General features: G+C 36.8%; 8 protein-coding genes and 1 pseudogene. 2 read left to right on the top strand and 7 right to left on the bottom strand.

Annotation, left to right across the window (positions count from 1 at the left end):
- Positions 1-55 precede the first annotated feature (55 nt).
- The 6 genes from MHH73_RS03660 to MHH73_RS03635 all read right to left on the bottom strand — a co-directional run bounded on the left by MHH73_RS03660 (position 56) and on the right by MHH73_RS03635 (position 12,236).
- Positions 56-3,220, bottom strand: coding sequence for a type I restriction endonuclease subunit R (locus MHH73_RS03660; RefSeq protein ID WP_341069652.1), 3,165 nt, complete (start codon positions 3,218-3,220; stop codon positions 56-58).
- 15 nt (positions 3,221-3,235) lie between these two features.
- On the bottom strand, positions 3,236-4,468 hold the full coding sequence (locus MHH73_RS03655) for a restriction endonuclease subunit S (protein ID WP_341064762.1): 1,233 nt from the start codon (positions 4,466-4,468) through the stop codon (positions 3,236-3,238).
- Positions 4,458-6,050 carry a type I restriction-modification system subunit M gene (locus MHH73_RS03650; protein ID WP_341064758.1) on the bottom strand — a complete coding sequence of 531 codons (1,593 nt, stop codon included), beginning with the start codon at positions 6,048-6,050 and terminating at the stop codon, positions 4,458-4,460. The genes MHH73_RS03655 and MHH73_RS03650 overlap by 11 nt, the downstream gene beginning before the upstream one ends.
- 606 nt (positions 6,051-6,656) lie before the next feature.
- Positions 6,657-7,886: a hypothetical protein gene (locus MHH73_RS03645; RefSeq protein WP_341064756.1), complete on the bottom strand. Its 1,230-nt coding sequence runs from the start codon at positions 7,884-7,886 to the stop codon at positions 6,657-6,659.
- A gap of 382 nt (positions 7,887-8,268) precedes the next feature.
- Positions 8,269-10,536, bottom strand: a complete 2,268-nt coding sequence (locus MHH73_RS03640) for a TOTE conflict system archaeo-eukaryotic primase domain-containing protein (protein ID WP_341064754.1) — start codon at positions 10,534-10,536, stop codon at positions 8,269-8,271.
- 725 nt (positions 10,537-11,261) lie between these two features.
- A complete protein-coding gene (locus MHH73_RS03635) occupies positions 11,262-12,236 on the bottom strand; it encodes a hypothetical protein (RefSeq protein WP_341064752.1) in 975 nt (324 codons plus the stop codon).
- A gap of 328 nt (positions 12,237-12,564) precedes the next feature.
- Here MHH73_RS03635 and MHH73_RS03630 point away from each other — a divergent pair.
- Both MHH73_RS03630 and MHH73_RS03625 read left to right on the top strand, forming a co-directional pair.
- Positions 12,565-12,783 (top strand): annotated as a pseudogene (locus MHH73_RS03630) (IS4 family transposase); the annotation flags it as partial.
- Positions 12,784-13,559: 776 nt separating this feature from the next.
- A complete protein-coding gene (locus MHH73_RS03625) occupies positions 13,560-14,399 on the top strand; it encodes an EcsC family protein (protein ID WP_341064748.1) in 840 nt (279 codons plus the stop codon).
- Positions 14,400-14,574: 175 nt separating this feature from the next.
- Here MHH73_RS03625 and rlmD read toward each other — a convergent pair whose 3' ends face one another.
- Positions 14,575-15,945: a 23S rRNA (uracil(1939)-C(5))-methyltransferase RlmD gene (rlmD, locus tag MHH73_RS03620; protein WP_341064746.1), complete on the bottom strand. Its 1,371-nt coding sequence runs from the start codon at positions 15,943-15,945 to the stop codon at positions 14,575-14,577.
- Between the last annotated feature and the right edge of the window lie 32 nt (positions 15,946-15,977).

Genomic DNA, 15,977 nt, shown 5'->3' with positions numbered 1-15,977 from the left:
AAGGACAGGAAGCGTATCATTCTAGCTACCCGTCTCGATCAACTACACTAAATTTTTATCTCAACTCTTCATCCAATGGCACTATAACCTCATCCAACGCTTTCCGCCACGCCCGCTTCATCTCCGGCCCATATTTCAACGGTTTTGCTTCCGGATGGATTGCTTTGTACTTATCAAATTGCTTGCTGTTAAGGATGCCGGCAATATTAGGAATCGGTTCGATGCCGATGATGTATTGCATGGCTGATAGATGGAGTTCATTTTCGTCTACGAACCATGTTTGGGCAAATTCTTGAATACGTTCGTTCTTTGTTTGTGTAAAGAATTGACGTTTGACAGCTAGGATATCTTCGTTGGCATCAATTTCTTTATGGTCTATGGCATTCAAGATGTCATTGTACACTGCTTTTACTGCTTCAGGCTTCTTCAATTTCTGTAAAGCTTTTTCGATTTCTTGACGGATATCTTGGTTGTTGGCTGAGTAGTTCCCGAGTAATTGATCGATAAAAGCGGAATCAATATCATAGAGTTTGATTGTATTTTCTCCGTAAAATTCAATCTCTGAGAAATCAGGACTTGTTTCCTCATCATCCTCGTCTTTTTCATTGACGAGTGACCCTTTTATCGTATTGTATACACCGACTGTTTCCTCAATTAGCATAACCTGATCTCTGAGTGCCTGTGATTTCTCCATATCATCATTATAATTATCGTACGTGACAAGGGCTTCATAAGCATTGCTTAGCTCTTGAAAGGTTTTGACAAATTCAATACGTGTCTCTATTGGCGATTGCTCATCAATATCCGTCGGGATGATTTCAAAAGACTTTAATTTCTTATGTGCTTTTTTAAATCGTCTTAATGAGTCATCATACGTTGGATAGACAAGATCTGTTTCTTCTTGTTTGTCAGAGTATAACTTCGTCGCATCCGCTACATTCTTCTCCATCGTCCACGGTTTTCTAAAAGTCATAATAAGCCCTTTTGTTTTCCCTGGATACGTACGGTTCGTTCGTGAAAAAGCTTGTATGAGATTGGCATAGCTTAAGTTTCGGTCGACAAACAGTGTTTGAATGGTCGGGGCATCGAAGCCCGTTAAAAGGCGATCGACAACGATGACTAAGTCCAAATGTTTTCCAAATTGTTTAAACTCCGCCTTTTTTCGTGCTAACCGATTATTAATATCGCCATTATATCTCTCAATATCTTGAAGCGACCATGACGTATCATAATACGCATTGTACTCTTTGATGATTTGCTTCATTTCCTCTTGATTCTCATTGGCATTTTCTTCATTTTCCTGTAAAGAGTAAGTAATGGCAATGCGAGGGAAATCAGCATCTTCTATCGTACGCCCTTTACGGATTGGGTGATCAGCAAACTCATCCGTTAACCAATTTGGGTTTTGTGTCATTTGCTTAATCGCATGATAATACCGTTTGGCCATATCAATAGAGCTGGTCGTTAAAATGGCAGACTTTTGTGGTCGGCCGTTTTGAAAATCAAACTTGGTATACGCATTATCTGGTCGAAAGATCTTGTGGATGACTTTCTGGATATGGTCATCATTTTCATAGTTTGCTGGCGATAAGTAAGTCTCTTTTTCCATACCATCCATTTGATCAATCAAATCATTAATTTCATGATCCGTATGATTCGCGTATTTCTCATTTTGGCGCAGCTCATTGTAAATATGGTTGCTTAAAGAAACCGGAACTACGGTATCTTCATGTTCAACTTGAAACCCAAGAACAGAATGATCATCTAACGCATTTTTAATCGTATATGTATGTAATACTTCTCCATACTGATCCTTCGTTGTCCGCGCTAATCTGCCTTTCGCCTGTTTCTTATTATCATCAAATATCGGTGTGCCAGTAAATCCAAACCAAGTCGAATTAGGGAAAGTCTTCTTAATGGATTCCATCCCTTCTGCACTTAATGCACGGTGGCATTCATCGACAACAAAGACAATATGTTGTCCAACTAACTTATGAAATCGATTTTTCCCCTCTTTTTCTTCTTGTTTCTTGGCATACTCTATCGCTTTCTCTAATTTCTGACGGGTTGTAATAATGACCGTATTTGAATTTGCATCCGCTAGTAATGTTTGACTGAGCTCTTTTGAACTACCTGTTCCGACGATTAAACTATTTGATTTTGCCTTGCCTGATGAAATCCCGGTATTAAATTCAGAAGCAAACTTCGTGAACTCTGATGTCGTTTGGTTATCTAAATCTTTGCGGTCAATCAACATAATCGTCCGGTCTACTCCCGGTTTTCGGGCCAATAACTTTGTTGAAACAAAGCTCGTTAACGTTTTTCCTGAACCTGTCGCATGCCAGACGTATCCAGATTCGTGTCTCACCGCTGAAGTAAACAATGCTTCGATGGCGTGTATTTGATAGGGATGTAAGACCATCAACGCTTTGAAATTATTCTCCTCACTAACAATTGTATAATGAGCGATAAGACGATGCGCATCAGGAATATTCAATACTTGTTTAACAAATTCATAGAGATTATCTACTTTGCGATTGTCTTTTGTCCGCCAGCTAAAGACGAATTTCTTATGCATATCTTTTGGCATCGCATTGGCAAAATAACGCGTCGTCTGCTCATTCGAAATAACAAATAACTGAAGAGTCGAAAAAATATTGTTACGAAAAACCCCTTCTTCGGCATATTTTTTCACTTGATTATATGCTTGAAACACACCATCTTTAGCCGTCGCTTGTTTTAATTCGATTTGAACAATAGGTAAGCCGTTAATCAACAAAGTCACATCAAAACGGCGATCACGACCATCTTCTTGGACTCTTTTCTTCGCAATTTGATGAACCACTTCGTATCTCGAAATTCCTCCACCAATATCTTGGTTAGAAAAAAGAACTAACGACAGCGACCCTAAAGAAATATCATCGCGCTCAATCGTTATCCGAGTAATGCCATTCTCCCCTTTTAACCATCGTGCCGCATCAAAAGGAGTCCGCGTTCTCAGTAAAATTTCCGTCTTTACTTTATCAAACTCCTTATCAGAAATCGGGTGTTCCCCAATTTCTGATAAGTTATTCTGTGTAATGATATTACGTAAGTTCTGCCATAAATCAGCTTCCGACTTTAAATCCGGACGATAATTCCACTGATTATGCCCTTCTCCAAGCACCTCTATCAGCCGGCGCTCAACCTCTGCTTCATCTCGATGTGCCACTCTCACTATCTTCTCACCACTTTCTTATATGAACATCTTTTGTAGGAATGCTTTTTTTATTTCTTTTAAGGCAAGTAATAAATTCTCATTAATTGTAATCAATTCATCCAACTGATTAAAAAATTCACCAATTTTACTTTGTTCATTAATAGTAGTTGGGAATAGAGCACTCATTTTAGAAAACTCCTTCATTCCAATTCCTTTAGCCGTCCCTCCAGATGCATTTGCTTTTAATTTAGTTTGAAATACTGGGCTCCTTAATAATTGTGTTAAGAAATTACTATTTGTTTTATTAGACTCAACTTTAAAACCAACTGCACGTTGGTTAAGTATATACCCATTACTATCAGGTATTTGAGCAACATTACCCAAAGGTGCTTCTGTAGTAAATACCACATCACCCTTTTCTAATTTTTCATTTCCCATCCATCGTTCAAATAGTAACTGGTCTCCATATTTAGCTTCTACTTGCTTATCTATGTACCCATCTTTCACATTCAAAGCAGATAAAACCAAGTAGCCTGATTCTCCCCACTTCATGCCAAATTTAGAAGGACTTTTCCCTCTATAATCTAGAACTTTTTCAACTCTATCTATAACTATAGATTCTTCCCACATCCCACTAAACCCAGGAAAACGAACTTCCGGTACAGTCTCCCCTTCTTTTGGAAACATCTTTTGCAAAAATCCTTGTTTCGTTTGTTTTAAGGTGTCTAGTTCTTGCTGCCCGAGAGCGATTCTTTCGTCTAGTTGTTTGAAGAAGTTGCCGATTTGGTTTTGTTCATCATTATCAGTAGGTACTTTAATTTCAATTTCTGATAAGTCATTTGAGTTGATTGCTGGATAACTTGTACCTGTACTTCTATCCAGAACAGTCTTAACGAATAACTCTTCTTGCACACGGCTAAGCAAGAAATAACTGTCAATAATTGGTCTCATTTGAGCGTAACCAGTTGAGAAAACATAATTATTATAAGGCAAATCATATAAATAGTTGTTCTTTTGATAAGGGCGGACTGTTTGATAAAAGACATCTCCATGTTGTGCTAACCGTTGTGCTCTAGATGGTGCAGATTCTTTAGATTCAGTACGATGAGCAATTAAATTAGTACCTACAACAGATTCTAAATCAACATATTCAAACTCGTCTGGCAAAATTGATTTAGGATTAAATTCTGCAATCTCACTTAACTTACGCTGTTCCCACTCCCCACTAAACCCAGAGAAACGAACTTCCGGTACTCTCTTATTTACCACGATTAAACACCTCTAACGCACCTTTTATCCACTCTGCATCTTTCTCCTCAAATTTCATCGAAGAAATCATCTCATACAGGTTAGATTCAAGTTCTTCTTTCTCTTTCCGAATCTCTTGAATGGATGCTCCAACCGAAGCCATATCCACAGGTTCTTCTTCTTCAAATGTGTCAACATACCTTGGAATGTTTAAGTTAAAATCATTTTCTTTGATTTCGTCAAAGCTTGCTACATGCGCATATTTTTCAACGTTTTCTCTTTTTTTGTAAGTCTCAACAACTTTATCGATGTTTTCTTGAGATAGTTTATTTTGGTTCTTTCCTTTAATAAACTCTTTGCTTGCATCAATAAACAATACATCACGAGTAGTCCGGTTTTTCTTTAAAATAATGACGGTTGTTGGGATGCTTGTCCCGAAGAATAAGTTCGCTGGCATGCCGATTATCGCATCGATACTTCCGTCTTCGAGTAACTTTTTACGTATAACACCTTCAGCTGCACCGCGGAACAGGACACCATGCGGTAGGACAATCGCCATCGTTCCTGAATCTTTTAAATGATATAAGCCGTGCAAAAGAAAAGCAAAGTCTGCTTTTGATTTTGGTGCTAATTTTCCGTAACGATTAAAACGCGAATCATCTAAGAACGTATCGTCTGCGGACCATTTGGCTGAGTATGGTGGATTCATTGTCACAGAATCAAATGTATAAGGTTCATCCGTTGGCCAGTCTTTATTTAATGTGTCTCCATTACGCAATCGCATATCTTCGTCATTTACACCGTGCAAAATTAAGTTCATCTTTGCTAAGTTGAACGTTGTTGTATTCAGTTCTTGTCCATGATATTTCATGCTTTCTGGATGGTTAATAAAGTTACGGATATTCAACATTAACGAGCCTGAACCCATTGTAGGGTCATACACACTAAATAATTTCTTGTCTTCTTGACCAATGGCAGCAATCCGTGCCATCATCACCGATACTTCATGTGGCGTGTAGAACTCGCCAGCTTTTTTTCCAGCTTCTGAAGCGAATTGACTAATTAAATATTCATACGCATCACCAATGACATCACCACTATGCCCGACAACATCAATATCATTGAGCTTTTTCAACACTTCCGTAATAGTGATATTCCTTTGTTGATCATCTGACCCAAGTTTTTTCGATTTCAAATCAACATCGTCAAACAAGCCGTTGAACTGAACATATTTAGTAGATAAGTCAATAAACGCTTTATTTAAATCATTTAATTGAAAAATATTCTGTTTCGCTTGCGCCGTTAATTCATTAAACAAATACTGTGGTTCAATGTCATACCCTAATGTATCGACTAATGTTTCGACTAAGTCAGCTCTAATGTCTTCATCGGCTAGTAATCCTTTGTATAATTCGGATTGCTTTTCTTGAGTATCAAATGCCTCTAGAGATTCATCTGCGACTTCGACAACTTTTTCTAATAGGCGATCGGATAGATACTTATAGAAAATCAATCCTAATAAATAGTTTTTATACTCTGAAGCATCCATTTTGCTTCGTAAATTATCTGCTGCACTAAATAATTTTTGATGTAAAACTGCCATGTTAGTTCCTCGCTTTTTTATCTTCTTATTTTTTCCGTTCTCCTTAATTTGAGAGCGCTTCACATGCTCGGAAAACAAATACGATTTTCTATTCTAAATTTTCGATAGTTGGTCATTCGAACCTTATTTAAGATGGATAATGTTATTTTTTACATATTAATTAGACTATGAGTCATAAAAATCATCCCTCAAATAAGTACACACTACATTATACTATTTACTAGTTATTTTCGCATAGGTTCAATAAACATATTATGACCATCATTACTACGTTCGAGACTACAAACCCCCTCTCCATTTGAAGAAAGGCTTCATTCCCTCAACAGAGAAATATCCTTCAAACTTTCACTACCAGCCTATCTCCACTATTTAACATTCCTTTTCCATCATTAGCTGACAAACACGATACAACCGTGGAGCATCTCAAATGACTCTTTAAAAGGCTGAGGGATATGTTAAGAAACACCCTTCATAGGTACTGAAATGTGAGATCCCAGATGACAACGTAAAAAGGCAGCGCCTCATATTCGAGGGCTGACTGCCTTATTTTGCGAGACATATTCCACATCGGGTGGGTAACAATCGCACCTCACTGTTTGCATGTTTCTACTTTTCCTTCACCTTTTTAAACTCATCCTGAAGAGCTCGTAGCTTAGCATATGTAGTTAGTAGATGATGAATATATTTATTCCATTCATCCGGTTTTCCAAGAACGTTGCTAAATATATTCTTAATATGAAGCGCACAGTAAGCTGCCTCTTTGTAAGATTTGCGTTTTCTTTGATTAATAAAATATTGTACGACCGTTTGATAGTGTTGAATCATCTCATTTGGAAAACTTGTTCTTAAAACTTTCTCATACTTCTCCATGTCGCGTCCTGATAAATAAGAGCGAGGCTGTTTGGTAACATATGCAAGAACTGCTTCATAATTACGTTCTTCGAAATCAATTTCCACTTTAATATGTGAGTAAAAATGATCCGAGAAACTTTCATACAATTGCTTTTTAATATGTTCCCTATCAGCATTGCCTGCATACTCTAAAACACTTTTGTAAAGAGAAAGGCTTGGTTGATGGCGGAAATATTGACATAGTAACTCCAATGCTTGTTGTCTTTCTCCGTCTTTTTGGTACCTTTTGATCACATACTCATAAAGATCCATTAATCTTCCTTTCCCTTCTTTCAAGCCTTTCTTTGCAAACTTAAGCGCCTCTTCTCTGTCTCCATTACGATGTAAAAATTGAACATAATCAAAATAATCATTGCCATAATGTAAATGGTTGATCCTTATCTGTTCATACGTCTGTTGGTCATTAAGAATATCACGATAAATTCTCATAATGATAGACTGATCATAACTGGAACCGGACTTTTGCAAATAGCTAATGATCAATTCCCAATGTTCATTTTGATTAGCAATCTCCCCTACCCAATCTTGAATGGCATCTTCAAACCCCGAGTTTCCTATCACATACTGTTGCATTAATATATCAATGCACTCTTCCCTGCATGAGTTAGGCAATTTATTTTCCTCAAAAAGAGAGATGACAAAATTCATATTAGAATAGGCATTGCCCTCCTCATATTCAGGTCCTCCTCCATATTCATTAAAAGATTCAATAATACCAACCGCTTCATATAGCTTATCTGAAAATTTTTCTATATAGACTTGCTGACGTTGATTGTCCTGCAAGTAACCTTTCTGATCCAAAAAACGAGTCACTTCTTCCCTTGCTTCCTTACTAGTTGATAACATTTTAGAAACCAACTTAACAAGATCATCATGTCTCACCTTTTCAATGATTGCACCTAAATCCAACAAACGATTTTCCAATTAGACTTTCTCCTTTCTTCCTTAAATAAGCTCGTGTAAGTAAATTACATCACCTTTTATTTATAAACTCCCGAATTTATTCTATTATATCTAGCTATCAAAATAAGAAAATATCCAACCTTTTTTTAACCTTGTAACAGCCAATTCCAGTTCCCTAGGGAATTGACGGTGAAGGAAAGATAACAACTCTAAATGCTTCGGTCTTTTTCGATTAGGTAATCCAATACTTGGTCTATCGCGGTTGCAGAAGCCTTCCAGCATTTCATTATCTGTTAACATTTTTTGCTTTTTTCAGCAACTTCGTTAAAACCGAGGGAAGAACCGTTGTCATAAATAGGTGCCAATCGTATTCCATTAGGGCCGCTTCTTTCATACTAATTGACTAAAACAGTCTCATCTGCTCTGACACTTTTTCTCCATTGCCCACTATATACCCCATTGATTTATATCCAGCTAGTCGTTTCTCATACATTTCCTTTAAAACAGGGACTTTTCCATCTACATAATCAAAGACTTGGACTTCTTGCTTGTTGTGAAACTGACGATGAATGCGACCAACATATTGTTGTAGGGTGCCTTTCCATGAGATAGGCATCGTTAAAAATAAAGTATCTAACCTTGCATCATCAAAGCCTTCCCCAATGTATTTTCCTGTAGCAAGCACTAACCGTTCCTCTTCCAATGGAAGCGAAGCTAATCGTTTAAGTTCTTTTTTCTGGTCCTTTTTATTCATATTTCCAGATAATACAATGACATTCTTAGCAAATCCACTGAATTGATTTTTCAATATTTCCAGATGTTCAAGCCGCTCGGTTAAAATAATTGGGGAGCGTCCCTTTTCAAGTGCATGTAATACATCATCAAAAATTTGAAGGTTACGCCTAGAATCTAACATTAGTTCCTTATAGATTTCATGAAACTCAGTCTTAGTTGTACTAAAGTTCGTTTCTTTTGAAATTAATAGATGCCCAAATGGACGAACTTTCGCTTGCAATTTCGCATCGATCGTATGACGAATGGGCCCACACTGCATATGAATGATTGGATGCATTCCATCTTTGCGTTTTGGTGTAGCTGTCAATCCATACACATATTTTGGTCTCACCTTTTTTAATACATTTTCAAAAGTTATCGCTGAAATAATATGGCATTCATCTACAATGATTTGTCCATATTGAGTGATAAAGGATTTTAAGTTACCTCCATAATTCAAGGATTGTATCGTTGCAACATCGACCTTACCTGTAATCTTATTTTTCCCTCCACCCACTTGTCCTATTTCATCAGGTGAAATATTCAAAAATACAGAAAGCTTCTCTACCCATTGTTTCATTAATTGAGTACGATGCACAATGACCAATGTATTGATCTTCCTTTCTGCAATCATTGCGATGGCAACAACTGTTTTACCGAACCCTGTCGTTGCAGCGAGTGTACCTTGATTGAATACTAATAACGAATTTAAAACATCTACTTGCTGGGAAGATAATGTCCCGTGAAAATTCAGATTAATATTTTCACCAGGATACTGAGCATCGATTACATCCACTTTGATCGATTGCTCCTTTAGAAACGCTAGTAATGCTTCCAAACATCCACGTGGGAGAATGATCACATCTTGTTTATCACTTGCTGATTGAATCAATCTTGGTATTCCATGTGTAGATAATCGTCTTGCTTGAGCCTTATAAAACTTAGGGTTGTTAAATGACGCGATGTCCACAATTTGATCCAATAAGGGTAATGGGATTCCAGTTTTTTTAATATAAATTCCATTTTTCAGCTCTAGTTGTATTTCCTCTGGCGGTAACCCACTGTCATCTACATTAGTTTGAGTGATTGCTTGAATATCCTTTTCTACCATTTTTCTAACAGTAGACAGGTACATCCATTGATCTGGATAGGGAATTAAATTTTCATTTACAAATAAACTATTGCCTTTTTGTCCCGGTTCCTTTTGAAGCGGAAGTGCAATAAGATTTCCGAAACCGCCTTTTGACAAAGTGTCTTGACTTGGGAACATTCGATCATATGATTCCAAGTTAAAGCCATTATTCTCCTCTTTCGTTCTCCTTAATAGAATCATTCCTAATTTCCGTGCCAGCGCTGCTAAAACCTCTGAAATAAAGAAAATCCAAACATGCGCGCCAGTACCCGATCTTGATCTTTCTATATGATAGGGAATATTAAGCCGCTTACAAGTTTCAGAAAAAGCTAAAACATCTTGCTGCCATTGCTTTTTATCAAAATCCACAGCCAAAAATGAGCACGTTCCATTTTGTAATAATGGGTAGATTCCAATTGTTTTCTTACCCTTTAAATGTTCATTAAACACCTGGTCTGTGAGTGGAAGCAGTTCACGATGCTGGCACTGATTGCATTTAATTTGTGGCTTAGGACAAATCGTTTTTTGCCATTCTAATGCACATGCAGGTGTGTATCCATTACTTCCACTTTTGGATTCCCAACGCAACGCATAAACATCTGTCCGCCCTTTAAATAAGCTTTTCAAAAGTCCTATTTTCTCTGTTAATCGAGACCTTTTCGTTACTATTTTATTAATGTCAGTTGTATTTTGATTATGCATCAACTTCATCAATAATTTTTTCAGATAATCATTTTCTCTTTTTAATGATTCATATTCTTTCATCTTCTCCCTCAAATCTGAATCGTGTGTAATCATATTATATACAAGTTTCACGAGAAAATATCAACTGAATCACTAACGATTTGATGCTGTAAAAGGTCACAAAACGGGTAGTTTGTTGTAGTTCATTTTTAGTCATAGCTGAAGAGAAAATTGCAGATAGAATTCAACAAGCATTGCAAAATAGCGAGGTTAAAGAGGTTGTCCTAGTAAGTGAAGAAGTTAGTAATACTATGTTTAAAATCGAAAGTGGAATTCCAATCCATCAGCGATTTTATATAAGATAGGAATAGAAGGCGTTCTCCTATCTCCTTGACGTATGGGTCGAGTCGATTGGCTTTATTCTTCCTGAAAGAATATAACTTATGCTATAGAAAATAAGATGTATCCAGTAAACACATACAACGAAATTACAGGGCATCTTACTGTTTTAAGAGGTATTATGAAACTCACCCTAAACAGTAAACCTGGCGAATACGCGCTTATACAAGATTTAACTATAATTGTTTTCTCGTTCGTTACTTTTCTTCTGAAATTTTTATTGCTCAGTTACTTTTCTGGTTTTACTCCTATTTTGGACAAAAAAAGAGTGAACTCAGAATAACTTTCCGATTTCGCTTGTTTTAAACAACTTATTTTACTCGGCACAGTTGAATCTACGGGTACCATAGAAGTTTAATTATAAGGTTAAGAGAGAATCAACCCTCCTCATACTATTCCATCCCTTTTTACCGTAATTTATATGCTAAATCTATGTATGGTTGAATTTGTTCAAAATTATCTACCCATTCTAATCGAATATACGCCTCATGTGGATATCTTTCATCATCATGTCCTTGCCTATCAAACTCTCTTCCAAGTACATTATCTATTTCACCTTGAATACTAAGGCCTAATTTTTGTACCTTTTTTCCGATATGAAGAATAAAGTGACGCTGTCTTTGAATAGATAATGTGGCAAATTTCGGCTTACCAACACGTTTATATCCTATACCATCTCTCGTTTCTGCATCCTTTATATCTGTGAAACCAGCCTCATACCATATATAATCATGAATTTTTCTTGCTAATTCTTGTGCCTTTACTTTTTCAAATTGCAAAAAGAAATATTCATTGTTTTTTGGGCTACCTATACAGTTAATAACGCAGAACTCTTCAAACTGGTCTAATAAAAAGCATGTCAAAACTTCATTAGTATTTTTAAAATATTGATGCTGTTCCAGAAAAAACTTTCTAATCTCATCCCATTTTAAAATGATATTTTCTTCAACTTTCTGATTTACAGCAAATCTGTTCTTATGCCCCTCAAGCTGGTTAATTTCTAAGTAAGAATTTAAGCCAATCTTTGTTTCTATTAAAATTGAAACCGAATTTGAGAGAATTGCTCCATCGGGAATGTAATACTTTTTATTTCGAAAATTATTAATTACTTTTTCAGTCTCAGCAATTCCTATTACAACTGCTTGAGGAGTCTTGCAGTGAAGTTCATTTGAGACTTGATACATGTATTCAAAAGTGGATTTGCTACTTTCCTTTAATCCTAACCAATGGATAAAATTCCTTGTTAGAATCGATGAAGAGTGCTGTAAAACATTTATAAATGCTTTTGTTGCGTTATTTTCAATTTGTAATTGTTTTGTTTCTTCAGATCCTTTTCTTGTTTGTCCCCGATAATAATGAAAAATATTTTTATAAATTGACACTCTATGACACCTTCTATCCTATTCAGATTTGAGCATTCCTTTACTTCTCATAGTAATTCTATGGTATTGTTTATTATTATAAAAGTAGTGCAAATAAAAAAATTCGAGAAAAAAATAATGGAAGTTTAAAGGACAAATTTACTGAACACTTCTTTAGTCGAGTACGGAGAGACGAAAAAAAAAATTAAGAAAGTACTGGGGAATTGGTTACAAACTAATAAAGGAACAGAGAATTGGTCAATATTTTTATGCGAAGAACGGAGTTTTGGTCACACGCTTTTATCTGAAAGGTTAGAAGAACAGACATCAGTACTTTAAAAGCTGGGAAAGAGAACATTTGAATATCAAGAAATTCTCTGGCCAGAGTGAGCAAGCTGTGCATAATCAAGTTTATATTGCGATGATTGCTTACTGTTAAAATGTACTGGCACAGTTGAATACAAAAAGTAAGCGACCATATCTACAAATTAGTCGTTATTTAAAAGCAGCTTTATGGAAGTCCGCACATACATTGTTGCGTAAAATTGAAGGCAATACCGTCCCGTAATGCTTTCAACGTCGCCCATTGCAGTCGCCAAAGGTTATAGTAAAAAAATGAATGTTTACTACCTCTAGTTAAGCGTCTTTCTTTTTACTCCAAATGGAACAAGTTTAAGAAAACAGAAAATTCAATCGTTATTTAAGCGGCGGTAGTGTTGCTTCTTGTATCCTTGAATTTAGCAAACGAATATTGTTCTAATTTGAAGCATGGTCAATGAACCAGTCTTTCACTTTTAATTCCTCAACAATTTTAACTCCTTCCGAATCCAGATTTGAGGTAACGTTTTCATAAGTCCTGGTTATAACTTCAACCTTTTCACTATCATTTAATTCATCAAAACCAATGTTCGAACTAATTTGGGAATAAATTAGCATTCCCTATCCCTACTTCTTTATAGTTTCAGCCTCATCCTTAAAATTACTCGTTAGTATAAATATACAATAATTTAAGTCATTAAAATTCCCCTCATCGCTTATATTTTTATAGGAAATACACACATGAAAATGATCATTTCAATCCGAATTGGGGATGAAGAAACTCTGCAATAAAATTGAGTCTGAGAAAAAGTGGTTGAAATAATCTTTATATGCCTTGCAATCTTAATATTTTTTTTGATATATCGAGACGCACAAATTTGAATTAAATACCACTAAAAAGAATTCTATCATTAATCATGGTGATATTTAACTGTATTTTTAAAACAATAGGTAAATTATCACTACTCTTTATAGGTATTTTGGAACATAATATATAATATACTAAATAATAGGAGTGTAATGATAGTGCCCAATAACTTTGAAGAAGAAGAAAAGCCCTCAGATTATGAATTAGCGCAGATTTCTGAAATTATTAATTGGAAAAGTGCAGAACCCAGTGTAGTTTCACAAGCTTTTGGAAAAGCATTAGCACCTCTAGCTTGGACAATTAAAAAGGTTGTTCCAGATAAAGCTGTACAAGGTCTACTAGATGGAGCAAATGAAGTTGGACGATTACTAACAGACAAAAAGGATATTATACAAAAAGCCCAAATAGTGGAAATAGAAGACCTTCAATATCTAGACTTAAGAATATCAGATCCACTAGCTGAAAGCGTTCATAAATGGGCCATAGGCGTTGCAATTGCCGAGGGGGGCACTACAGGTGCATTTGGACTCGCTGGTGCTGCTATTGACATTCCCACTATCATTACACTAGCGTTAAGGACTATCCATAAGATAGGTATTTGCTATGGTTATGAGTGTAATTCAGAAGTAGATAAAAAATTTGTACTAGGAATTCTATCTGCTTCTGGAGCTAATTCAATGGAAGAAAAGAATATTGCTATTACAATGCTAAAATCGTTAGAAACCACTGTGGCAAAACAAACTTGGAAAATTATGTCTGAAAAAGCTGTAACTCATCCACTTAGTCAAGAAGCGGCTGTCATAGCACTTCGTAATCTCTCTAAACAGTTAGGAATTAACCTTACGAAAAGGAAAGCCTTACAAGCAATTCCAGTAATCGGAGCAGTCGTAGGTGGGTCAACAAACGGTTGGTACATTAAAGATGTAAGTTGGGCAGCAAGAAGGGCATTCCAAGAGCGATGGTTAAGAGATAATGGCAAGATTATTGATATGGAGTAATTATAACTTTCAAAGAAGAAAATAATAAATATTCCATATCAATGAGGTTATCAAATTTTCACTATAAGCTATAAGTCTAATTAATAAAAACCTAAATATCTAAAAGGGGTTAGTTGCCTTCTTTCAAAACAAGCTGTGCCACACACTTCACGTGGCTTGATTGGTGATGGCAGACTTATTTCAAAACTAACTGCGATACACACTCCACATGTGTAGTCTGCGGAAACATATCCACCGGCTGCACCTCTACAGTCCGATACCCCCCATCCTCAAGCACCCTTAAATCCCGTGCTAATGTTCCAGGATTACACGACACATAAACAACCTTCTTCGGTTTCATGTCAATAATGGTTTGCAAGAGTGCTTCGTCGCAGCCTTTTCTTGGTGGGTCGACGACGAGGACGTCTGCTTTGTGGCCTTTTTCGTACCAGGCTGGGATGATTTCTTCTGCTTTACCGACGGCGAAGTTGGCGTTGGTGATGTTGTTGAGTTCGGCGTTGCGTTTGGCGTCTTCGATGGCTTCAGGGACGATTTCGACGCCGAAGACGGATTTTGCTTTTTGGGCAAGGAAGAGTGAGATGGTGCCGATGCCGCAGTAGGCGTCGATGACTTCTTCTTTGCCAGTGAGTGCTGCGTATTCTAGAGCTTTGTCGTAAAGGACTTTTGTTTGTTCTGGGTTGACTTGATAGAAGGATCTTGCTGAGATAGCGAAGCGGACATCACCAATATAGTCATAGATCACTTCTTGTCCCCAGAGCACACGAGTTTCGTCGCCCATGATGACATTTGTTTTCTTGTTGTTTACGTTTTGAACGATGGATTTGACACCTTTAATATTCTCTGTGATATCTGCGATGATTTTCTTTCTATTGGGAAGATCCTTCGATTTTGTGACAAGGACAATCATGACATCCCCCGTAACTAAACCGTAGCGAGCCATAATATGACGAAGGTCGCCTTTATGACGCTGCTCATCGTATGCACGCACACCGTTTTTATTGCAGATGTCTTTGACTTTTTGAATAACCTCATCATTTTTTTCTTGCTGAATGAGGCAAGATTTCATATCTATGATTTGGTGGGAACGTTGTTGATAGAATCCACCTATTAATCCGCCTTCATGTTCGCCGATCGGTACTTGCGATTTATTGCGGTAACGCCATGGATCGCTCATGCCAAGGGTTGGGTGAACAGTGACGTTTTCAAGCTTGCCTATTCTTGTTAGCACGTCACGGACTTGCTTTTGCTTGGCTAGTAGCTGGCCCTCGTAGCTTAAATGCTGGAGCTGGCAGCCGCCACATTCCTTATAAATTGGGCATGGGGCAGTGACGCGATATGGGCTTTCTTCGTATGTTTCGATCAGTTTGCCGAAGCCGTAGCCTTTGCTTGTTTTAAGCACTTTAATTTGCGCTTTTTCACCTGGAAGGGCGTTGGGGACAAATAGTGGATAACCGTCGACCTTTGCCACGCCCGCTCCTTCATGGGTTAAATCTTCAAAAGTAACATCTATATAATCGTTTTTCTTAACAGGTAATGTTTGCTTCATTTCATTCTTCCTCTTCTCTTAAAATCCGTGCA

Origin of the sequence: Cytobacillus sp. FSL K6-0265 (genome assembly GCF_038003465.1) — a bacterium.
Taxonomy (GTDB): domain Bacteria; phylum Bacillota; class Bacilli; order Bacillales; family Cytobacillaceae; genus Cytobacillus; species Cytobacillus stercorigallinarum.
This window is presented reverse-complemented; position numbering and strand designations above follow the sequence as displayed.

Coding starts and splice junctions, on each gene's coding strand:
- MHH73_RS03640 (WP_341064754.1), bottom strand. CDS start 10,536: ATGAAAGAATATGAATCATTAAAAAGAGAAAATGATTATCTGAAAAAA.
- MHH73_RS03650 (WP_341064758.1), bottom strand. CDS start 6,050: ATGGCAGTTTTACATCAAAAATTATTTAGTGCAGCAGATAATTTACGA.
- rlmD (WP_341064746.1), bottom strand. CDS start 15,945: ATGAAGCAAACATTACCTGTTAAGAAAAACGATTATATAGATGTTACT.